Source organism: Deltaproteobacteria bacterium, assembly GCA_017302835.1.
Lineage (GTDB): Bacteria > Bdellovibrionota > Bdellovibrionia > Bdellovibrionales > Bdellovibrionaceae > UBA2316.
In genome coordinates this window covers 245573-268104 of record JAFLCC010000006.1, presented here as the reverse complement: position 1 = coordinate 268104, position 22532 = coordinate 245573, and the positions used below count along the sequence as shown (strand labels likewise).

Annotated in this window: 17 protein-coding genes; 8 read left to right on the top strand and 9 right to left on the bottom strand. The window is 37.8% G+C overall.

The annotated features are described in order from the left end of the window. Positions 1–65 precede the first annotated feature (65 nt). Positions 66–680: a hypothetical protein gene (locus tag J0M15_09195; protein MBN8537218.1), complete on the bottom strand. Its 615-nt coding sequence runs from the start codon at positions 678–680 to the stop codon at positions 66–68. A gap of 86 nt (positions 681–766) precedes the next feature. Here J0M15_09195 and J0M15_09190 point away from each other — a divergent pair, with 86 nt between their 5' ends. Next, positions 767–1921, top strand: a complete 1155-nt coding sequence (locus J0M15_09190) for a hypothetical protein (GenBank protein MBN8537217.1) — start codon at positions 767–769, stop codon at positions 1919–1921. A 140-nt stretch (positions 1922–2061) separates the two neighbouring features. On the opposite strand, the gene J0M15_09185 is transcribed toward J0M15_09190, so the two are convergent. Next, a complete protein-coding gene (locus tag J0M15_09185; GenBank protein MBN8537216.1) occupies positions 2062–2754 on the bottom strand; it encodes a hypothetical protein in 693 nt (230 codons plus the stop codon). 276 nt (positions 2755–3030) lie between these two features. On the opposite strand from J0M15_09185, the gene J0M15_09180 reads away from it, so the two are divergent. Then, positions 3031–4008, top strand: a complete 978-nt coding sequence (locus tag J0M15_09180) for a hypothetical protein (GenBank protein ID MBN8537215.1) — start codon at positions 3031–3033, stop codon at positions 4006–4008. A 76-nt stretch (positions 4009–4084) separates the two neighbouring features. Here the strand turns inward: J0M15_09180 and J0M15_09175 are convergent, their stop codons facing one another. The 4 genes from J0M15_09175 to ppk1 form a co-directional block, all read right to left on the bottom strand. Continuing rightward, positions 4085–5464, bottom strand: a complete 1380-nt coding sequence (locus J0M15_09175) for an AarF/ABC1/UbiB kinase family protein (protein ID MBN8537214.1) — start codon at positions 5462–5464, stop codon at positions 4085–4087. 151 nt (positions 5465–5615) lie between these two features. Next, the gene (locus J0M15_09170) at positions 5616–8966 is read right to left on the bottom strand and encodes an AAA family ATPase (protein ID MBN8537213.1); all 3351 of its coding nucleotides are present in this window, start codon (positions 8964–8966) and stop codon (positions 5616–5618) included. A gap of 145 nt (positions 8967–9111) precedes the next feature. Next, positions 9112–9615 carry a phosphohistidine phosphatase SixA gene (sixA, locus tag J0M15_09165; GenBank protein MBN8537212.1) on the bottom strand — a complete coding sequence of 168 codons (504 nt, stop codon included), beginning with the start codon at positions 9613–9615 and terminating at the stop codon, positions 9112–9114. A 42-nt stretch (positions 9616–9657) separates the two neighbouring features. Beyond that, complete coding sequence (gene ppk1, locus J0M15_09160) at positions 9658–11820, bottom strand: polyphosphate kinase 1 (GenBank protein MBN8537211.1); 2163 nt, start codon at positions 11818–11820, stop codon at positions 9658–9660. Positions 11821–12087: 267 nt separating this feature from the next. Between ppk1 and J0M15_09155 the strand changes: the two genes are divergently transcribed. The 6 genes from J0M15_09155 (at position 12088) to J0M15_09130 (ending at position 19873) form a co-directional block, all read left to right on the top strand. Then, positions 12088–12627, top strand: coding sequence for a PilZ domain-containing protein (locus tag J0M15_09155; GenBank protein ID MBN8537210.1), 540 nt, complete (start codon positions 12088–12090; stop codon positions 12625–12627). A gap of 48 nt (positions 12628–12675) precedes the next feature. Further along, complete coding sequence (locus J0M15_09150) at positions 12676–13812, top strand: hypothetical protein (GenBank protein ID MBN8537209.1); 1137 nt, start codon at positions 12676–12678, stop codon at positions 13810–13812. Positions 13813–13820: 8 nt separating this feature from the next. After that, on the top strand, positions 13821–14570 hold the full coding sequence (locus J0M15_09145) for a hypothetical protein (GenBank protein MBN8537208.1): 750 nt from the start codon (positions 13821–13823) through the stop codon (positions 14568–14570). Then, positions 14564–16021, top strand: a complete 1458-nt coding sequence (locus tag J0M15_09140) for a TolC family protein (protein MBN8537207.1) — start codon at positions 14564–14566, stop codon at positions 16019–16021. Before J0M15_09145 ends, J0M15_09140 begins: the two co-directional genes overlap by 7 nt. A gap of 62 nt (positions 16022–16083) precedes the next feature. Continuing rightward, positions 16084–18711, top strand: a complete 2628-nt coding sequence (locus tag J0M15_09135; GenBank protein ID MBN8537206.1) for a hypothetical protein — start codon at positions 16084–16086, stop codon at positions 18709–18711. 172 nt (positions 18712–18883) lie between these two features. Then, positions 18884–19873, top strand: coding sequence for a hypothetical protein (locus J0M15_09130; protein ID MBN8537205.1), 990 nt, complete (start codon positions 18884–18886; stop codon positions 19871–19873). 212 nt (positions 19874–20085) lie between these two features. On the opposite strand, the gene queF is transcribed toward J0M15_09130, so the two are convergent. From queF to J0M15_09115, 3 genes are read right to left on the bottom strand one after another with little or no spacing between them, the layout of a single operon-like run. Next, the gene (queF, locus tag J0M15_09125; GenBank protein ID MBN8537204.1) at positions 20086–20574 is read right to left on the bottom strand and encodes a preQ(1) synthase; all 489 of its coding nucleotides are present in this window, start codon (positions 20572–20574) and stop codon (positions 20086–20088) included. Continuing rightward, positions 20574–21287, bottom strand: coding sequence for an RNA methyltransferase (locus tag J0M15_09120; GenBank protein ID MBN8537203.1), 714 nt, complete (start codon positions 21285–21287; stop codon positions 20574–20576). Before J0M15_09120 ends, queF begins: the two co-directional genes overlap by 1 nt. Before the next feature lie 11 nt (positions 21288–21298). Beyond that, positions 21299–22489: an acyl-CoA dehydrogenase family protein gene (locus tag J0M15_09115; protein MBN8537202.1), complete on the bottom strand. Its 1191-nt coding sequence runs from the start codon at positions 22487–22489 to the stop codon at positions 21299–21301. Between the last annotated feature and the right edge of the window lie 43 nt (positions 22490–22532).

Here is a 22532-nt window from a genome sequence, read left to right as displayed (position 1 = left end):
CTTAAGTCTAGAAAATATATGATGATGGTCATTAATGCGACGAGTATAAATACTCTACTCAAAAATCAAAATTCTACGGGAACACTCAAATAGGCATTTGTTTCTTTAGGAACAAACTGAGAAAAATCCTGTTCCAGATAAGGATAGAGTCGTTTCGTCATAGCGTACCACATGATTTCAAGATTTACTCTTATTTTTTGATTTAGTTCTAATCCAAAGCCAAATTTTTGTCCCGTTCCTGTTAGGGAGTAATTGTTAAAAGTATCATCAATTCGAGATTGGGGGTAATAGGAATACCAAAATCTAATGACTTTATAGTCTAAACCAAAAATAATCCCCAAAGATTTGGTGGTCCAAGAACCTCTGTTAATAACCATTCCAAATTGGTAGGGACCTCCCGCATGGTAATCGGCCCCCAACAAAAATAATTTATTGAGTCTGACTCCAGACCTTACCCCAATAATATAATTGTCACTTATATCCTTGTAGGTCGTGCTGGAGTCTAAAACTTCAAGCTTAGAAAAACCCACATAGGGCTCCATAAAAAAATTATCCTCGGCATTTGCACCTAGACAAAATAAATTAATACAAAAAAATACTGATAAAACGTGAATGATAATATGAATGCTACCATCAATCCGAAAGTAGCTATTAAAATGAACGATTGGGCTTCTTTTCATTTAATTTAAATTACCTAAAACCTTGTTTTAAACTTTAAACTTTCCTAACATCAAAATAAGGATAAACTTTTTCTCTCAGAGAGTGCTTGAAAAATTTTCAAACGCCCTCTAAAGGATTTTTACTTTTGCGACTTGTCATACTTATCTTATTATTAATAAAATTTTATCCTTTCTCCAAGGTAAAAAACTATATTCAGAGACAATACCTACCTTTGATCTTTTCTCTTTTTTCAATAAATTCCTTTGCAAGCTCCTACGGAGCCTATGGCCATTATAGCCTTGGCTCAAGTCGAGTTTTGGGACTTGCCGGCGCCTACACCGCCTTGAGCGAAGACAGTAATGCCTTTATCCTCAATCCAGCAGGAACTGGTTTTGCGAAATGGAGCTATAACCTGGATGGTGCAAACAATATATTAAACAATGACGAGTTGGATATCGACAGCAATGGAGTCGGTAAATCGCAAACTCAGAATTTATCCTTATTTGGAGTTCACTACAAAAATAAAATTTTTTCTATAGGTATCGGAGTCATACAACCCTATGCCGTTGGCTTAATCAATAATTTTTCAGCTACTGAAAAAAAATTATCCATTAAAGATACCGCTTTGAATTTATCCCACTGTCCTATTTCTAATTTTTGTTTAGGCGTCAACGTCATTGAATCCAAAGCGACTCAATCGGTCTCTTCCTTTGCAGAAGTAAGCGAACAAGAGCACTCCCTTATCCATTACAAATATGGTATGGCTATCAGATTTAATGAGGATATTGGTTTCGGCTACAGTTACACGGGCAAATCCTTTTGGGACTTTAGCAATCCGAAAAGTAATTATTTTAACTCTGTTATCATTCCTGAAAAAAATAGTCTGGGATTTTTTTATAATTTAAAAGATCAAAAAACAAAAATCGTTTTTGATTTAGATACGTTCAAGAGCCCAGGAACTTACACCTATGTTTTCGAATCTAACGAGTATTCAAATTTAGTTCCTGTTGCTGACAAGGAAGTTTCGATTTTTCGATTGGGTGCCGAACAACTTCTTATGAAGAGAACTAAAACATCCGTCACTTGGAGAGTTGGGTACTACCGTGAGCCCTCAAGAATAGATACCTCCCTAGATAGAAATCATTTTACCATAGGTCTCGAAGCGCGTATTGGACCAGCCATTCTCCAGGCAGCTATGGATCAGGCCAAAAGCTTTAATAACGTTTCTCAATCTTTCTCGGTCCTTATTGATAATCTGTAACACGCTTGTATCTTCACCAACCAATAAATGGAGGATTGTGACTTTAATGCCGTTTTCACATTTCAAGCCCAATCCTCACAGAATCACTGGAATCAAACAAACTAACAGTCAGTAATTTATTCTAGGAATTGTTCAAAAATTTATTCAGAAATGTATTTTAGATCAGTCTTGACTGATGTGGGTCGAGACTCTGGAGTATTAACTTGCGCATGGGTTCCAAAGAATAGTGTGTTTCCGCTATCAATTCGGTAAACATTGTATTCTTGCCGTGGGACTCTTAAATTATAGCAATTTATATTTTCTGATTTTGTAATTACATCTCTAGAATTGTTGAGACTCCAATCATTCATTCCACAAACATTGGCAGCATTCGCGATAACTACACCTTCTTGACTAGACATTTTAAGTTCTAATTTTTGATAATCGAACTCAACAAAAGTCGACCCATCAGGTGTTTTTGTTCCATCTTGAATTCGGAGCTCACCAGATTCTTCAAAAGTGAAAGATTCTGAACCACTACAATCTCTTGAAGAGTATAAATGGGTCACTCGTGAAACATTTGCACCTGCAAATCGATATTGTATCCTTTGACTTTTCAATGAACTCTCTCCCAATGTAAGCAAACCTGTTACAATTTCATTTATAGGTTTTTCCTGACAATCGCCTCTGAACGTCTTTTCTTGTAAATTAGCGTCCTTTAAAGCTTCTCTGGTATTATCAATCGGATCCGTATTGGTACTCTTTTTGTTGCAAGACGCTAAAGCGAGTGAGATCAATAAAACCCAAGCTATTTTATTTATCATTAATCCCCTCAACATCAATTTTCTTATCATAAATTCTCCTTTTGTTTTTGCAATTTGGCTTTTTTAAAACCTCGATTTCTCTGATTCATAAGAGCAAGTATTCAACCAATTCAATTCAACCGTGTTAGATTACATTTAATTTTTATGGTAATTTTAACCCGCTTGCCCTCCCAACGAGTACTTTTTTCTAATAAAATGGTTTTTACTTAGCATTAGTTTGCATTCGATAGCATTAGTTTGATTTTGATAGAAAAGTTTTTGGACTCTTTGTTGCAGCCTCCAAAGTGATAGCAAAGAAGGCGTCACGTGAGACTTTTTTTTAGGAAATTACAAGAAAAAGTGTTTTTAATTTTGACACTTGTCAATTTTATTGTTGGCAGTACCTTGATATTACCCAGAATATTAAATGCAAAACCTTTGTTAGGAAATTACAAGAATCTTTGCTTCGATCATTACGCAACTTCTGAACTAAGTGAAAATAATTCCAATCTGGAAAAAATAATCTTAGATTTGCCCGATAGGGCCAAGATTCCAATTCCCATTTATAGGAAATACTCAGTTAATGATATCGCACGATCTATTATTAAACGATGGGTCTCAAAGGAAAAGGAATTTGAAAATCAAATTAATTTCTCCGAAGGAGCCATTGTCGATATGAGCAATGACGTTGATATTGTGTTACACTTCTGGCCGCGAGATCTTCAATCCATAATAGAAAAGGGTTTTATAAATCTTCATCAAAAAGGAACATCAAATGGGAATAGGGATATAAAAAGAAGACTTAAAATTGAAGATGCTAATATTGGTTTACAATTAGGTTCGAGCCTTAAAGCCATACAGCTTCGACCGAAATCAGCTTTTCTTAATATCAGAGCCGATGTAGACATTGGCGAAGTCATGGCTGAAGACCTAATTTCACAATTTGGTGAGATAGGCGCTGTGATGAAATCTGAAGTGAAACGGCGGTCTTTATGGGTAGCCAGTGACTCTTTCAAATTTGGTTATGAACGAAGTAAAACTCTTGATGTTTCATTTCAAAAGATCATGCATTTTATGGGAACATTTTTCAGGGGCAAATTGCCCAAACGAATCAAAGAAAGATATTTTGAAACCCTTATTTTAGGGGAATTAAGTCTCGATGATGTTGATCATTTTGTGGTTTCAAGTCCTGATCTGCTAGGCATTTTAAAACCCATCGGAATTCCAGTTTATCTTGGACATTGGGAAATCAGAAATGGACATCTCTATAACAACACAAAATTTAAGCAACTTTTCGGAAATTAACAATCGAAACAATTAATTTTTTCGAAGGTTTAGTGAAAAAAAAGCAATTTGCTTGCGTTAATCAAATGCGATCAGTTTAGAGATCCTTCAAATATTTGATAAGAATGTCCCTTGAATTCATTTTTGCCTTAAGAAGAGAAAGAATAATAAAAACGCCTCCGGTTTTTCTATCAAGAAATAATAACTCTTTGGGAGGAGTTCGCCATGCATATTTTTTTAAAATTTCTATGACTTTTCCAGATAATCTTTTCGGAAGATCCGTGTTTTTCCAATCATAATTTCCCTCACTGTCCATGGGACCTTTTTGTCTGGTATCATTAGGCAGCATAAAGGGTTCGACGGTTTCAACACAAAACGAGGTAAAAATATCTAAAAGGCCAAGGTCATCATTTTCGTATATAAATTTTAGTTTTTGTGCAGAGTTTTTAAAAAGAGCAAGATCATTGAATAAGACCCCTTTAATCATACCATAGTAGGGAATTAAAAATTCTTCTGGATATTCTCTCGTCGCCCCAAAATCATAGAGTACCCATTGATCCTTTCCTTGAGAATTTAATCGAATTTTATAATTTCCGGAGTGAGGATCTGTTTGAAGTTCTTTCCAAACAAATAATTCTTTATAGTAAAGGTCTAAAAAATTTGTCGCAAGATGGTTTCTGCGTTCTTGGCTAAGCGATTGGATCACTTCATTTTCCAAACGTAACCCACCTTCGTAAGAAGTAGCCAGAATTTTTTTATTTGAATATTCCAGATACACCTTAGGGATAATAAAACGATTATCATTTTGTAAACGGTTTTTAAACTCGATGGTTTTTTGCGCTTCCTGTTCGTAATCACTTTCTTGAAGCAACATGTACTTGATTTCACTAAAAACACTTTCCAAATTCATTTCTTTTGGAATAATTTTTAAAAAATAGATAAAAGATTTAATGGCTTTTAAATCGCTATCAATAGCAAGATCTACTTTTGGATACTGAATTTTTAAAACGATTTCCTCTTTGCTTTTTTTGATTTTCGCACGATGGACCTGACCAAGTGAAGCACAAGCGATGGGCTCTTTTTCAATTTCAAGTTCAAGATACTTTTCCAAACCAAGATAATCCTTCAGAAGAGGATCTATAGCTTCCCACCTTAAACCGGGTGTGTCTTGTTGTAAGGTTTTAAAAAATTGGTTGACCTCTATTGGAAAAAAATATTCACCATACATGGAAAGCATTTGTCCAGCCTTCATAATGGAGCCTTTGAGCGCACCCGCTTCTTTGGAGAAAGCTTCAGCCTGGGAACTTAAAAAATGATTCCAATGAGAGTCTTTTACGGCTTGCGTTTGAAACAAACCCGAGAGACTTTGACTTGCTAAGCTAGCACCGGCGTTGAAAGAAAATTTAGCCATGGTCAGAGATCTGGAAAAAAGAGAACTTTTAATTTGATTTAATTTTTTTTTATTAGTCTCTGACATTCACTAGCAGGCTATCTGAATTTTCAATTTATATAAAGGTATAATCTTTGGCTTTGTCAAAAACCGTCAAAATTCACTTTTTTTTGGTTTAAAAGGGATTTACGATTGCATGACAATTCTTCCAATTAGACTGACACAACTCTCCATATAATTACTTTTTTTCTCTAATTTTTTTCTTGTAGAAATGTAGGCACAAATTACCCTTTAGTTGTCTAAAACGGGCGCCGGTTATCTCGCCTTTTCGCAAAAGTTCGGCAACGACGGATCTTACAAATGGCCACTCGTCTTTTAAAGTCTTCTCTGCCAGTTCTTCGCCTTCTCTTTCCATCAGGGACATTTTCTTTTCTAAGCGAATTTTCATCGACGGTGACATTTGCGGCTCGCCTTTGTCATTCACGGCAATTCCAACAAAATCTCGATCTAGGCCTGATTTTATAAAGTACGAAGTCATCACCTCACGAATGGACGCCAAATCTTGTGTCCAACCAGAATCAGCACTATATCCAGCAAGCTCTTGCGCTTTGCGGCCTGCCCATAGTGTGGCGATTCTATGAACGGCTTGTTTACGATCCATGTTCAATGAAGTTCTCTTTGATTGATCTTCACGAGCATATCCATAGTACTCGGTGTCACCCATTCGGCCTCCGCGAATAGTAATGAAATCTGTATTTTCACCTAAAACAGCATGGCCCGCTTCATGAAAACTGACTAAGCGGGCATTTTTACTCGACAACAACACTTCTGAAGTTGCGTGTTCTGTCAGATCAACACTGTCTGTCTGAGGTGCTTGCCCCTCTTGGTTTGACGTCACTTTCAGATTTACTTTTCGATCAGGCGTACCTTTTATTTTATATGGCTTATTACGTTTAGTATCTTCTAGATCCATTGTCAGCGTAATTGTCTCAACTGTTTTTTGAGTTGCCCGCGCTCTTAGAACTGAACTCACCAATGAACCTCGAATCTTAGTTTCAAGAGCATCGCGAAGTCCCCTTGCTCCTTGATCTGGAGCAAAGAAAGCCTTCGCCAATTGATCTGCGAAATTTTCGGGCACATTAACTTTGATAGATGGATTTTGTTCTTGAAATTTGTCAAGCTCACGCTTCAGCAGTTTTTTGGCAATTCGACCAATTTCTGTACTCAAAGTTGGTTTTAATAATAATTTTATTGTCACCCTATTAATGAGGGCCTGTGGCCAACCTCGGGCTAGTAACATCCTGCGAATTCGATCTGGAGATTTATTTTCTTTCCAAGTAGTAAGCAGAAGATCATCATTGGTCATGCCTCGAAAGGCATCTTGCCCATCATTGCCAGTTAAAACAATTGTGTACTTATCTAAATTATATTCACGTCCATCAATGGGAGATATGTAACGACCCTCTTCAAAAAGATCATAGAATTTCATTAATAGACCTTCTTTTATGGCGCGGTCCATACCGCCCATATTTGAAATTTCATCAAAAACTAAAACTCCACCTTCTGGATTTTCACGAAGTGCCTTTTCGAAAACACGCTCAACATCGCCGCCTCTATATTGCGCTGAAATTCCAAAAATGTTATCGAATTGAGCATCATTTTGAACACCACCTAAAGGAATAATGGCGAGGCGATTTTCTGAGCCATAGCGAACCTTAGCCAGGGCGCGGCCTGTTTCAGTTTTTCCGTTCCCAGAAATACCTCCGAGAAAAATAATCAATGGTCGTCCATTATTATTCATTCCCCCGTGGGCCTTCGCCGCTTCGGCGATATCATGCATGGCTTCGGTCTGCCCGAAGACTTCCAAATTTAATTCAGATTCCATATTCAAAAGCCTTTGTGCTTGAATAGGATCTTCCATTGGACTTAATTTAACCTGGCTAAGAGGTGCTAATGGTAGGCTTTCACTATCAACCCGCATTTGAAGAAATCTTTGGCCTTTAGGGTTCGTACTTAACTCCAAATGCACATGACCTTCTGTCTTGAGCCCCAATTTTTTGGCCGCCAGGTGCAACCCATCGCTATAAAGTTTTGAAAGATTTCTTTTTACCGCACGGCCATCAATAGATCCATTAAAGTCAGCCAAGGCTAACTCTCTTAATACCTCAGCAGAGGCTTCAAAATAAATTCCAAATTCAATTTCATAGTGATCACTGAGCTCGGTCGAAATTTTTTTGACGATGCCTACTGCGGCTTCAGGAGTTAGCGGGGCATATGGAATAAATTCATCAATACGATTGAGAACTTCTGGTGGAAGAACATTTTTGTCGTCCAATCCTTCTTTTTGCAAATAAAAGGCTTTCAACTGTTCTTGCGTAAGGCTAGCCGCACGCTCGTCGATTTGCGCTTGTGACCAATTTTTTGAATTACTCGGAAACATACGCTTAACACCGCGATTCGTGGTAATGAATACGACCAAATTTTCAGTTTTAATTAGTTTCCCTTCGTTATCTGTTAAAATCCCAGTGTTTAAGAACTCCATCATTTTTAACCAAATTTCGGGATGCATTTTATCACCCTCGTCGATGATAAGAACACCTTGCTTGCCTTCAAGTGATTTTAGCCACGTAATTAATGAACCTTCTTTGTCAGCTGATGTTCCTTTGGCTCCTCCTAATAACTTCATATAATCTAATGATCCAGCATGAGCATTAAACTCATTTCCTTTGATCGTCATGACTAAACCATTTGCTTTTAGCTCAGCAAACGTTTCAGCTGTATAGCTCTTGCCTGTTCCTGATGGCCCCATTGCGAGTACCACTCGAGGTTTGTTTGAAGTGTTTGTTTTCAATTCGCGATAAGAATTTACGAGGGCGTTGAGAGCAAGATCTTGCCCGAAGATCGTGTTCTTTAGATCCTCTCGTAGGCGTTCGATCTCTTCATGAATCTCATGTAGGCGTTCAAATTTAGCAGATGGTCCACCTTCAAAATCGTCAATATTAAATGTTCTTGCTAAACCTGGAATATTAATAATTCTATTTTGGATGGCAGTGTTTTTATCGAATGAAATTTTCTTTTTTGCCAATAACCGGTATTTACCATCAGAGCGTCGAACTATTATAGTTTTGGGACCCGTATTCGTTTGATAAGAGATGATACGGTAAAAATCATTATTATAATCAAAGCCTTGCGAGTAATGGATATTCGAAACATTTACATCAGGAAGCAGGTACCTGCCTTGTCCTGGCGGTATGGGCGGTATGCCTTTTGCCAAGACTAAAAGAGCCCAGTGACCATCAATGACGATGTTAAAATCGGATGTCTTTTGGGATCCAAGTCTCACCCCATCCGGCAGTACTGGAATATTATCATGAACTGGCAATGTGAGCTCTGAAATTTTTCCCTTTGCTAAAAGTCTCCAATTTTTGTCATCTTGATCTAATATATGAACTTCATCTGGCGACCCGTCAGAATTAAAGCGAAAAAACAAAGTTTCATTATTAAACTCGTAACGAAATTCGACTTTTTCAGCTAATGCCAGAAAGGGTGAAAGTGCTATCAAATATATGAACACTAGGACTATTCTCATAAGTAATGCCTTCTTTGGATTTCGTCTTATGCTTGTAAAAACGATGCTGCAAATTTCTAGTGATTCTAAATTAAAACATGAAATTTTTATAGTGTACTTGTTTTATACAGTAAAAAAGACACTTCTAGAGATTCAGATTCCATCCTCATCGCATTTTGGGTGATAGCAGCCATAAGAGGCTCGCCCTGGAGGGAGTGAGCTCCGAAAAATTTCCGGTCTCTATCAAGGCTATGGAAGACTTTTTAAATTCGATAAAGCGCCCTTCCGATTTTCCGCTCAATAGTAAGCTTGCTAAGGAGCTCAAATGGGGTTCATGGCCTACGATCAAAATCTTTTTGTGTTTAATTCCCTCCATTTTTAACCATTTAATGATGGCCTGGGGAGGCGCTTGGGGAACAAGTTCTGCGCTTTCAACGATTTGGATTTTCCCAATCATTTCGGAAATAAGATTTGCCGTTTGTTTAGCACGAAGAAAAGGGCTTGTTACAATAAGCTCGATTTCAGCAAGCTCTCTCTTAATTCCCTGAATTATTTTTCTCATTCTCTTTTTCCCCTTCATCGTTAAAGGGCGTAAACTGTCTTCTGGATTTTTTTTGGCAAATAGGTCTCGGTCTTCGGCAATGGCATGTCTCACAATATATAAAAGCATCGGTCCTCACCTGATTCAAAATATTAATTAAAAATGACTCTTCTATGATTCTTCAATAATTTGAACACTTTGTTTTGCAATTTGCATCAACTTTTGATGAACACCTTCTTGATTTAAATCTCTTTTGATATAACGACCATCTGGCTGCATCAACCATGATTGACGTTGATCATTTAAACAAAGTTGCAGGGTTTGCCATAATTTTTCTTTTAAGACTCTGTCAAAAATAGGAACGATGGCTTCCACCCTTCCATGAAGGTTTCTGTACATCCAATCGGCCGAACCTAAGTAAAATTCTCCATCCAAAGGATCCTCCTGTCCATTGCGAAAATAGAATAATCTGGAATGCTCAAGAAACCTTCCAATGATAGAGATAACTCTCATGTTTTCACTAAGCCCAGGAACTCCAGGTCTTACACAACAAAAGCCTCGAACAATCAAATCAATAAGAGTTCCTAATTTTGAAGCCTCATACAAGGCTAAAGAAATTTCATTTTCCTCCATGCTATTAAATTTAGCAATGATGTGGGAAGGCCTTCCATTTTTAGCATGATCCGCTTCTCTTTGAATCATTGATTTGAATTTTTGAAACATGTTTATGGGAGCAATCATCAAGTTTTGATAATTTGTTTTTAATGACCTCCCTGTTAAGAAATGAAAAAACTCAACAAGCTCTTGGGTGATCGTCTCATCGTCTGTAAACAAGCCAAAGTCCGAATAAAACCTCGAAGTTGCTGAGTTGTAATTTCCAGTACCTATATGAGCGTAACATTTTAAATCTTCATTTTCCTGCCGGACGACCAAGATGGTTTTTGCATGGGTTTTTAAACCCAGGACTCCATAGACCACATGAACACCTGCATTTTCTAATTCTTGAGCCCAATAAATATTTCGTTCCTCATCAAAGCGGGCTTTTAATTCAACCAAACAAACAACTTGTTTACCCTCTTCCGCGGCTCTGATCAGGGCTTTTACAAATGGAGAATTGTCTCCGGTTCGATACAAAGTCATTTTAATGGCTAAAACTTTGGGATCCACACTGGCTTCTTTGACGAATCTTTCTACCGTGTTCTTGAAACTTTCATAAGGATGATGAGTCAGCAAATCCTGATGCTTAATGGCCAGGAAAATGGACTGGCTTTCATCTGCAAATACAAGGGGCGTTACCGCTTTGTAAGGTTTAAATTTCAAGTCAGGACGGTGAATTTCATAAATGATATTTAAATCTGTATAATCTAATAACCCTGGATGTTCATAGACTTCATTTTCGGACAATTCAAGTTCGTCCATTAAAAATTTTAACATCCAAGGGTCAGGTTTAGGACCATGCTCTAGCCTTACGACTTCAGCAAAACGACGCTGACGAATTTCTTCTTCGATCTGTTCGAGCAAATCCTCAGCATCTTCATCACTGGAATCCATATCTGCATTTCGCGTTAAGCGAAATGGCATCACGTTTAAAACTTTCATCATTGGAAACAGATCTGCTAAGTTTGCCACAATCACATCAATTAAACTCACATACTTATACTCGTTAACACTCATCCATTGCGAAAAAACTTTAGGAATTTTCACTCTTGCAAATAATTTTTCTTTATGTTCTGGGTGTCTTAATGTGACCCCTAGCGAGGTCGAAAGATTTGAAATAAAGGGAAAAGGGTGGCCTGGATCCACTGACAATGGGGTTAAAACTGGAAATATATTTTTTAAATAATAAGAGCGAATTTGTTCTTTTTCTAAAGTTGTCAACTCGTTCCACTTTAACAAATGAATTCCTTCATGAACGAGTTCCTTTTTTAATCCTTTAAATGAGTGGGCTAGCTCTTTAATCATGTCTTTGACATTTTTTCTGATACCACTCAATTGCTGAAACGGAGTCTGACCATCAGAGGACTTAGATAAAATTCCATAGGCCAATTGTTTTTTAAGCCGTCCCACTCTTTTCATAATGAATTCATCTAAATTCGAACTGGCAATGGATAAAAATTTAACTCTTTCTAACAAAGGATTACGCACATCCCTAGCTTCAAATAAAACACGAAAATTAAAATACAACCAACCAATTTCTCGATTTGTAAACTCCTTAGAAATTTCAATTGGCAATTCTTGTTTATGACCCTTTATTTTCTTAACTTTAAGACTTTTTTTAGTAAGACTTTTTTTAAACTTTCTTTGATGGTTTTTTTTTATTTTTTTTGAAACCATTTCACATCCCTATTGTCAAAAATGTTTACAGCAAAGCCAAGTCGCAAGGAGTCCAACCGACAAGAACGAAGAATTGAGCCCTAGGCGTAACCCCTGTCAGGCATTCTAGCGGGTTTGTGCTTAAACCTCAACAGCTTGGCTATTAGCTGACCTGCGTAGCAGGTTAAGCTAACCCCCCTAGCTGATAATTGAGCCGTTGTTTAATTGAGCCTTGGGGCGGGGTAAGATTCACCTTAAGTAATTCCTGTACAAACCGATAGGTCTGGTATGAATCAAGGTTTGGCTAGATTTCACGCACGCTCCCCACGCTATATTCTTAATACTGAGGATGATTGTTTGATTCGAATTGCCGGGCCTCACAACATGACCTGGGAAGAAGACACCGAGATCAGAAATGTCTCGTTGACAGGAATGTCCTTCACCGCACCCGAAGATCTTTGTCCATTGTTAGGTGAGGTTATCAAAGTGCAATTTGTCGTTCCGGGGTCCCAGCAAATGGCCTGTCATGCCATCGTTACCCGACTTGATCCAGAGAAAAATAATAAAATTCAGGTTGCTGTTCACTTTTACAAATTGGAAATGGCTCATCGAATTGTGCTTGCTCAAGGACTAAATAAAAAAATAATCAGCGAAAGTGATTCTATTTTTGGGGAATTAACTTTAACTGAGCAGCATACATGGAATCTTTTCAAAAAAATCACAGTGATGAGCTTGATGCTCACGTTCTGGTTTTGGCTTATGTTCGCCTTTGTAAATAATAGCTATGAAGGTGTATATAATGCAATTCGTCAATTGTTTTTCAAGTAGTATTTTTCTGCAGTCTTGACTTCATTTTAGACAATGGTACTAAATGTCATGGCAAAATTAATATTACTTTTAGCAACTGTTGTTAGCTGTTTAACCTTTGGACAAATTAACACTCCAGCAAGACTTTCCTGCCTCTTGCAAAAAACAAATAGTCATCAAATGACTTTCCCTCGTCTGGATGCCCTAGAAACTAGTTATCCTTTTATTTACACTCTGACCGATACAAAAAATAATGCTTTTAAAAATATTCTTTCACATCAAATTGTTTACTCGAGTGACGATGTTTTTGTTGTCTTTATTGCCGCAGAAGATAGCCAAGGCAGCTTCGGAGTTTACAGGATTGAAATTAATAATTCTCTTAAATTAGCAAAAACTCAATTTTTAAACTATCTACCACCTAAATTAAAGGAGTTAAAAAATTTATCTACAGAAATTCCTTATCACCTTTTTGCCCTTTCTAAGGGCTTGCTTTTGTACCCAGCAAATGAAATAGGTGTCTGGAAACTAATCAATCTTTCTACTGGGGCAATGGTACATCAGTGGATCCAACCAATTGGCTTTCATAATCCGCAAATTATGGAAAACTATGCCGCTTGGACCTATAAAGAAACAACTAAGACGCAATTAATCCTCCATGACTTAAACAGTGATGGCACACAAATTGTGGGGGTTAAAGGTGATATTCAGTTATTAAATGTTTACAAAAATAATATTTTTTATTTGAATATTGAAAACACGGGACTTAATTCAAAAACCTACCGAGCTATAAGCTCTCGCTTTGGGGTTCAAAAAATTTATTTTCAACTAAACTCAGCCAATGCGAATTATTACAATTTTTTAATGGTGAATAACGTCATCTTTTATTCCTCAGAGAAAAGCGCCTCCAAGACAGACCCTTCTGCCATTATTGAAGCACAGATTAATGTCTTTGATGTGACTAAGAATAGGCTCACCCAAACAACCAAATACGCAAACTTTATGGTGGATTTATTAAAAAAATTTGGAACAGCTCCTTTCCGGTTGCTCCACCAACCTTTATGGAATCGAAATGAAATCGTTTTTTCATTAAATGAAATTGGCGGTCTGGTTAAGTATAATTACACCACTCAACAGTGGTATTATCTGGGTTACCCTTATGAGGGAAATACCTGCTTTGAACCTACGCTCATCAATTTCTCTCATTAGGAAGGCTCATGCGGACAAAGATATTTCTCAGAAATATCATTTTTGCTTTTTTTTCTGGAGTCCTTTTCTCCACAGCCGCTGCTAAACTTAAAAAACCAGCTCCTATTCCCTTAGGAGACAAAGCTCTTGCTGAAATAAATGAATCTGTTCAACCTTCGAAACCCGTTCTCGGTTCTATTGAAGACACAGGTCTACTTCATATTGCCCCTATAGAATCTTCGATCGAAACACCGCGGGTTCGTTTTCCAGTGGGCCTCTCCCTGAGTCTTGAAAATTTAAAAGGATCTTTGAAAAATAAAAAAAACTCTGAATTGAATTTAGAAAAAAACCCTCACCCTCTGATGTTCCATTTTGTTTTGTCCTACAATCAAAATCAGATATCTCATCTATCTCTTCTATCCCTTCATTTAGGTTACCAACAAGCAAGAGAAGATCTGTCTCCCTACGAGGCTGTTTTGCTCTCTAAAAGCCAAGTTCATCTCACCGGCTATAAAAGCTTTTATCAAAATAAGGATTTATATTTCAATTCCCTCTATGAGTTTGGCTTTCTTCAATTACAAGTCACAAGTTCTGATAATGAACTTCTCAGTTCTAATGATCATCTTTTCTTTGTCGGCATCGGTGGCCAAGGGAACTACTCTCTTACCTCCCAGGTGCTGATAAATACAGAGCTTTCCCTTCGCAAATCTGTTCTTGGAGCTTCGCAAATTCAACTGGAACCCATCGTTCTTTCCGTAGGAGCTACATATTTATGGTGATCCGTTTATTTTATCTTCTCCGTTTTTTCTTGTTTTTCTTGTTTTTCTTGTTTTTTAGTTTTGAGTCTGTTTCTTCAGAAAAATTAATACTCTCTCAAAAAACCATGGCTGATTTAATCATTCAGAAATCCTATCAAGCCGCTGAAACTGATTTAAAATATGAGCAAAATAAATTAGCACCCTTCCAAATCTACAGTCTCTATGACTGGCAATGGAATCTTGAATCTGGCTACGAAATTGATAAAACGGAGTCCCTTTCTTTAATCGGAGACTACCGTTTTGAACGCTATAAAACCCTAGCCAGCCTTTCTAAAAATTTGATTACGGGCACCACTCTCAGTTTTGAAGTTGCCAGAACCTCGCAAAAAAAGGAAGGGGACTCTTTTTCTACCACTTCGCTAAATGCTTCAAGCCAGTACACTCTAGATTCTTGGGGTCTTGGTATAGAACAAAGTCTGTGGAATAACGCGTTTGGCGTTGCCGATAAATTAAAAGTGAGGGCTGCTGAAAATTTATATAAATCCCAGATGATCACTCGTAGTGATGAATTGCAAAACATTGTGTTAGATGGTTTACGGTTATTTTGGAATGCCTATGTCGCTCAAGAAAATTTAAAAGAATCTTTAAATTCCCGAGAACGTTATTTGAAACTCGTTTCAAGCATTCAAAAAAAGAACTCTTTAGGCTACACGGCTCCTGGCGAACTCAATCAAGTTTTAGCAGAATCTGAATCCCGAGAACAAAATGTCAAAAACAGCTCTCAAGATTACCTGAGTAAAATGGAAAGCCTGATCACCTTACTTCATTTAGCCCCTGGATCTGAAATTAATTTTGAAATTCCTAAAACTCTTCCTCCCTTACCGGAATACCAAGCTAAAGATCCAAAAGCTTCAAGAAATATCAAGTCTCAAGAGTTAAAAGTACAAGTGGCTCTAGATCAACTTGAAGAAATCAATTCTCGAAATAGACCCAAGTTAAGCCTTGTCGGCAAATTATCGGCAACAGGACTTGATGAAACCTCGACGGATTCTCTCAATGAGCTCACACGAGGGAAAAACCCCAAAGCTTATGTTGGACTAAAACTATCTCATAGTTTTGGATCCGAATTACAAGATGCCGAATACTTAAATAAAAAGGCAGCAGCCGATCTGGAAAAAGCGAAATTGCAAAGAACTGCCGCTGAATTTCAGGATCATCTTTTTCAATCTTTCCGCAAAGCTCAAGTGAGTTTGCAATTAGTAGAGTCTATTAAAAAACAAAAAGAATTTCGGGAAAAGGCACTCAATGAACTGAATAGATCTTACTCCCAAGGCCGAACGGACATTCGTAGTCTTATCGAAGCGATGAATAATTTTTTCACTATGAAAGTCGCCTATTCTCGTGCTGTAGGAGATTACTTTATCGCAATTAATGAATATATCGCCCTTAAAGATGAGCTCATAAGGGAATAGTTTTTGGATGTTTTAGATGGCTAATGTAAATGGCCAATTTTAATGGCTAAGAGGATTACAAAATGAAAACACTGAATTTAGTCATGATGCTATTTTTTTATTTCTTATTGTTAGCTTGCTCTTTTGATAAAAACAACCCCAGCGCTGAAAAAATCAAGCAACGGGAAAAAGATCGTGATCAGTTAAAGCAACAATATGACCAGATCACGGGAAAATATGTTGGGCAGTTAATTTTTTTCGATCGCCCGCAAAATAAAAATGTGGACGTTGAGCTTTCCTTATACATCAAAGAGGAAAATGCCGGGATGGATACGGATGGACGACCCATCACCCGACCTACCTTAAAAGCCTATTTTAAAAGAGCCGATGCCTTAAATCTAGGTTTGGTATTTATGGCGGATTTTCCTCCAACGGACCCCAACAAGCAAAATTTAATTTTAAATAACCCAACTGTTGTTGGTGAAAATTCAACCCTTAGCTCTCAAGAAATTTCTTCGATTAGGGGAAGTTTTCAAAACGATAGCATTGAATGCCTCGTTTATTCTGAGAGTGGGGAAATTGGTAAAATGAGTTTAAAGCTTTCTGATAAATCCACAGAAGCCTCAAGTCTAGGGATTCAATCAGATCTCAATGAAAAAATTTTGAAACTCTACCAACGCATCGAAGGAACCTACGAGGGATCCATTTATGTTGAGCCCTCGGCATTAAACCCTATTCTTTCAAGGATCACCTTATCTGCAACATTGAATCAACTTGGAAAACCGGAATTGAAGGCTTACTTTGAACGCTTGGATTTATACCCTGTTCTTGATTTCAATCACGAACTCGTGGTGGATTTTAAAACTGAGACCTACCCACAAAAGATTTCCTTTGTCAGCAAATCAGGAAGCGGATTTAATTTTGTTGGCACGATGAACGCGGATACCTATTGCGGGGTTGATACCTGCCCCCTCACTATCCAAGGGGATTTAGTCCTCGCAAAAAATATCAAAACCGCCGTTCGTTTTTCTCGGATGACTCATAGAACTCAACCACAAAACTCTGATGTGGTTGGAAAATATGAAGGGCAATTAGAACTGAACGACCGCCCAGGACAAATAGGCCCAACATTGGAATTTTCTATTTTTGTTCAAGAGGAAACCGGCGGTGTGGATAACAATGGGCAATCAATGCGCCGGCCAGTTTTAAAAGCTTATATTAAAAGATTAGATACCAACTCGATAGGTTCCATCTATTCCGTGAGCTACAACGATCTCGCGAATCCAGAGACCTACAATTTAGTTATCTATAACCCTTCAAATCCAAGTATAGATATAATCTCACTAAGAGGAAAATTTATTAACTCCCTGTTTGAAGCTGAGGTTCTTTCTCGTAATGGAATCATTGGCCGAGTGAGTTTAAAATGGCTTGACAAAAATCCACATACTCCTAGTGACAACTTAGAAAATCAAAACAATAGCAATCTATTAAAAAATTATAAAACTGTTGAAGGGACCTATGAAGGATTTATCCAAGTTCCAAATTCAGCTTTAAATCCAATTCTTTCTAGAGTCACCTTAACTGCCACTACCAATCAGGCTGGAAAACCAGAACTGAAGGCCTTTTATGAAAGACTCGATCAATACCCTGTTCTGGATTTTAATCAGGATCTAGTGGTTGATTTCAAAACAGACACTTTCCCTCAGAAAATTTCCCTTGTGAGTAAATCGGGAAGTGGATTTAACTTTGAAGGCCAATTAAAAACGGATGAAAAATGCAGCAAGGAACCTAAAGGTCCTTGTCCACCATTGGCTCTTGATCTTTTGGCTCTTGAAGGTGATTTGGTCCTTACGAAGAATATCAAAACCAAGGTCCTTCTTAAAAGACTTAAAGATCGACCGAACCCATTGAACTCAGAAATCATTGGTCGCTATAAAGGGTCCTTGAAACTCAATGATCGGCCTGGACAGGCGGGCCCCTCACTGGAATTATCTATTTTTACTCAGGAAGAACTAGGTGGGATAGATAGCCAAGGACAACCACTCCGCAAAGCTGTGTTAAAAGCTTATATCAAAAGAGCTGATAATTTTGCCGGAGGCTCCATTTACTCTGTCAGTTACAACGATCTGGCGAATCCTGAAAACTACAACCTGGTTATTTACAATCCTTCAAATCCAAATTTGGATATTGTGTCCCTCAGAGGAAAATTTGTAAACGCTGTATTTGTTGCCGAAGCACTATCGCGAAATGGGATTATTGGTACCGTCAGCATGAAGTGGCTCGATAAGACACCTCAGGCTCCAAGTGATAATTTAGACAATCAAAACAGTGAAAATTTATTGAAAATCTATAAAACGATCGAGGGCTCCTATGAAGGAACGGTTGATGTGTTTACAAAAGACATTAAACCATTTCCTATCCGAATTTCCCTAAATGCGACCATGACTGTGGGAAACAAACCTGTGATACGGGCTTATTATGAAAGATTGGATGTCCCTTCTGGAGATCTGAGTCTGGATCTCGATGTAGATTATAGACCCGATACCTTTCCTCAAAGAATCACCATGACCAGCTTAATAAATGGTAGCTCTCGTGCTTATTTCTTTAATTTTGAAGGGATTTTGCGACCTCAAAACCCAATTCAAATTGTTGGAACTCTCTTGTTACCAAAAAATAGAAAAGCCGATGTGATTTTGACTCGTAAAAAATAGATGATGAGGGACCTGTCCACAGAGGGGCTCGGATACAAAGCGTGGAATCTTTAGCGCCCCTGGTCTCAATGTGATACACTCACATCCAATCTGGACCATTTTCTTGTTTTTACCTATCTATAGAAACATAATAATAGAGTAAAAACACCACTTTTGATATCCTAAAAACAAGATGAAATGGACTTTAAAACGACTTGCCGTCTTAACTTCCTTGGTGTTGGCTTCTAGTTTTACAGGATTTTTTGTGACCCCTCTGGAAGAAGGACAGGGTTCCTACTTCTATCTGGTAAATGAGGACATTATCAAGCAAGTATTAGATCAAATGTCCCTTTACCGTTCCCAAGGACTGATCACCCAACTCGATTCGGATATGGGTGACACTTTACAAAGAACAGGTTCTTACTACACTCTGTTGAATATCCTAGGCGCCTCAAAAGATGATTTAAATCGTCCCTTATCCCAAGGTTACAACGAAGATTTGATGGCTTTAACACACCAACGTGGCATTTATCGAAGATCCAATGATCCATCCTACTGGGGATTTGATCCTCAAAATTGTAGCCGAGATCAAATTTTTGCGGCCCAAGCGGCCATTGTGGCCTTCAAAGATTTTAAAAGAGGAAACGAGCTATTCTCTGAGTTTATGCAACGAGGATTTCTTAATCAAAATTCCAGACCTAACTGGGCTTATCCGTGGCAAGAGGATTATTCATGGAAAATTCCCGACATCCCTACTCCTTCGCAACTATCCTTATTACTTCGTGGCTTAGGAAACACAGCTGTTTACCCTCTTCTTTTTATCTTGGATGCCTTTATTATTATTGATATTCAACTTTTCAGAAAACTCGATTCCCGTGAGCTTTGGGATTATGACATCAAACAATTTCCTGCCCTACTTTCCGCCAATACCTACCTTCCCACGATTTGGTCAAAATGGGGTCTTCAGCTATACCTTAGGGACAAGCAAGACATTATTGCTAGAATTCAAAATTACAATCTTAGAAAACATAATGGAATTAAACCACTGGCTGACCTCTATATGATCACTCTAGAAAAACTAGACGACTTGAATTTTCACAATGAAATCGCAAACACTCATAAAAGAAGCCCGACATCCTTAACGAAAATAAGCTTACAGGAATGGGACCCTGAGGACAAATAAGAAAAATATTCTTGATCAAGTGCTATATATTTAGCGGATTAATGAATCTCATTTAAAAAGCTTACGTGCACTCCAACAGGAAGAGAGTATTAAAGAGTTTATAGTCCTGAGTGATGACCCCCTAGAGCGAGTCAATAAAAACATTCAAATCATTCCCTGGCGCTTATTTCTTCAACGTCTCTGGGGAAATAAACTTTTTTAAATCAGAGGAACTAATTAGAATATTTTCCAGGAACATAGTTCTGCAGCCTGTGTTTATAAATTTCTTGAAAAATCTTTTCATTTGCAGCAAATGAAGCATAGGGAAAAATAGCAATTCCTCCACGGGGAGTGAATTCTCCAATGACTTCTATATATTTTGGTTTTATCAACGCTACAAGATCATCACAAATAGTCTGCACGCAATCTTCATGAAAATCACCATGATTCCGGAAGCTAAACAGATACAACTTTAAAGATTTGCTTTCCACCATTTTTTTCCCAGCAATATAATTAATATATATTTTTGCAAAATCAGGCTGTCCTGTTTTGGGGCAAAGGGAAGTAAATTCATGACACAAAAAAGAAGTCCAGGCAATTTTAGTTGGATTCTTATTCTCAAAGGCCTCTAATAAATTCGGATTATAATTTACTTCATACGTTGTTTTAGACTCTCCTAATTTAAAATTTTTTAACTCCACTAATCTTGTTTTACTTTTCATTAGGAATTCCTTTGAAAATAATTTCTTAATTGATCCTCAGCTGAATCTAAAGTCCTTAGGGTGTAAATAGCCTCTAGAATTTTCTTTTGCACCAAAGAAAGAGAATTTAAATGTGGAAACTTCTTTCTTCTCAGAGAAATATGATAAAGACATAAGGCGGCCGCTACCGAAATATTAAAGCTCTGGACAAAACCATACATCGGAATTTTAATTTTATAATCCGCTGCCGCCAGCATCTCTTCCGAAACACCCTCTTTCTCATTTCCAAGAACCACAGCACAAGGTTTTGAAAAATCAATCCGATCTGAGGCGTCATCAATGGAAATAGTGGCATCCAGTGAAGTTACAATCAATTGACGTTGCTGTTTTTTTAGAAAGGAAATGCATTCCGAACTCGATTTCCACTTTTGAATCTCGAGCCACTTTTCTGAACCTCGAGTGATGCGGCTCGAGTTTTTAAATTTTTCAGAGTTCTCAATGACATGAAAAGGAGCAAACCCAAAGGCTTCGGCACTTCTCATTACTGCAGATACATTTCCTTTGTCATAAATACCCTCGCATACCACGGAGACATCAAAGGTTCTTAGCTCAATGACCTCACGAATTCTTTTTTTTCTTTCATCGGTAAGCTGTTCACTCAATAATCGCAATACCAGCTCATAATGAACGCTTAAGCTTTCACTGAGTCTGATTTCCTCAGCAAATGGAAACAATTCAGAATGATTCATAGATTTTTGCTTAGATCACGGGTGATATTTTTTTGATGAGCTTCTAGTGTTCCTCCACCAATTTCCAAAAGCTTAGCATCACGCCACAGTCTTTCTACCGTGTACTCTGCCACATACCCATAGCCTCCAAGAACTTGGATGGCCCTGTCAGCAAGATTTTTAGACATGGTCGTTGCCACTAACTTAACCCCATCACTGTCCAAACGATTTCCTTCAACATTTAAATTTAACTTTCGAGCTGTTTCATAAACGTAGGCTCGACTTGCTTGAAATTCGGCATAGGATTCACCAATATATTTTTGAATTTGACCAAAGAAATTTAAAGGTTTACCGAAGGCCTCCCGTTCGGACGCATACTTATTCATAATTTGTAAACTTCTGCGAGCAATCCCCAAGGACATGGCGGCCAAGGTAAGCCTTTCTAACTCCAAATTCTTCATCATATGAAGCATAGAATCCCCTTCCTTTCCTACCAAGTGAGACAAAGGCACCTCGCAATTTTCAAATACCAACTCGGCTGTATTTGAGGCACGCATTCCTAATTTATCCTTTATTTTTTGCCCCACCTTAAACCCTGCAAGGGATTTCTCAACCAGAAAAGTAGATATTAAAGGCCGTCCATTTTTCTCACCTGTTTTGGCATAGACTAAAACTAAATCACAGGGAGTCTTGTTCTCATCTATAGTCCCATTGGTGATCCACATTTTACGGCCATTAAGAATATATTGATTTCCTTTTTTTTCAGCCGTTGTCGACATCCCCAAAACATCTGTTCCCACATGGGGTTCTGACATCCCCATGGCGCCAATCCATTCTCCTGAACAAAGCTTTGGCAAATGCTTTTGTTTTTGTTCTATAGAGCCATTCTGTGCCAAATTATTGACGAGCAACATGGAATGAGCCAAATAAGCCAAACAAAAACCTGGGTCCGAAGCCGATAGCTCTTCATGTACAATCACTGCTGAAGTGGCATCCATACCCGCTCCACCATATTCCTCAGGAACAGTGATTCCAAGAAGTCCAAGCTCTCCGACTTTTCGAAACAAATTTAAATTAAAATTTTCCTTTTTATCAAACTCGTGAGCTTGTGGTTCCACTTCATTTTCAGTAAAACTTCGCACCGTATCACGCAACATTTTATGTTCTTCAGTAGGATTATATAAATCAAATTCTTTATAGGAAAGCATGAGGAACTCCTTATCAATTCGAAACAAATTACTCTGTCTTATT

Excerpts from the sequence above, each read along its gene's own strand:
- J0M15_09195 (MBN8537218.1), bottom strand. The coding sequence starts at position 680 with ATGAAAAGAAGCCCAATCGTTCATTTTAATAGCTACTTTCGGATTGAT.
- J0M15_09185 (MBN8537216.1), bottom strand. The coding sequence starts at position 2,754 with ATGATAAGAAAATTGATGTTGAGGGGATTAATGATAAATAAAATAGCT.
- J0M15_09175 (MBN8537214.1), bottom strand. The coding sequence starts at position 5,464 with ATGTCAGAGACTAATAAAAAAAAATTAAATCAAATTAAAAGTTCTCTT.
- J0M15_09170 (MBN8537213.1), bottom strand. The coding sequence starts at position 8,966 with ATGAGAATAGTCCTAGTGTTCATATATTTGATAGCACTTTCACCCTTT.
- sixA (MBN8537212.1), bottom strand. The coding sequence starts at position 9,615 with ATGCTTTTATATATTGTGAGACATGCCATTGCCGAAGACCGAGACCTA.
- ppk1 (MBN8537211.1), bottom strand. The coding sequence starts at position 11,820 with ATGGTTTCAAAAAAAATAAAAAAAAACCATCAAAGAAAGTTTAAAAAA.
- J0M15_09155 (MBN8537210.1), top strand. The coding sequence starts at position 12,088 with ATGAATCAAGGTTTGGCTAGATTTCACGCACGCTCCCCACGCTATATT.
- J0M15_09150 (MBN8537209.1), top strand. The coding sequence starts at position 12,676 with ATGGCAAAATTAATATTACTTTTAGCAACTGTTGTTAGCTGTTTAACC.
- J0M15_09145 (MBN8537208.1), top strand. The coding sequence starts at position 13,821 with ATGCGGACAAAGATATTTCTCAGAAATATCATTTTTGCTTTTTTTTCT.
- J0M15_09140 (MBN8537207.1), top strand. The coding sequence starts at position 14,564 with ATGGTGATCCGTTTATTTTATCTTCTCCGTTTTTTCTTGTTTTTCTTG.
- J0M15_09135 (MBN8537206.1), top strand. The coding sequence starts at position 16,084 with ATGAAAACACTGAATTTAGTCATGATGCTATTTTTTTATTTCTTATTG.
- J0M15_09130 (MBN8537205.1), top strand. The coding sequence starts at position 18,884 with ATGAAATGGACTTTAAAACGACTTGCCGTCTTAACTTCCTTGGTGTTG.
- queF (MBN8537204.1), bottom strand. The coding sequence starts at position 20,574 with ATGAAAAGTAAAACAAGATTAGTGGAGTTAAAAAATTTTAAATTAGGA.
- J0M15_09115 (MBN8537202.1), bottom strand. The coding sequence starts at position 22,489 with ATGCTTTCCTATAAAGAATTTGATTTATATAATCCTACTGAAGAACAT.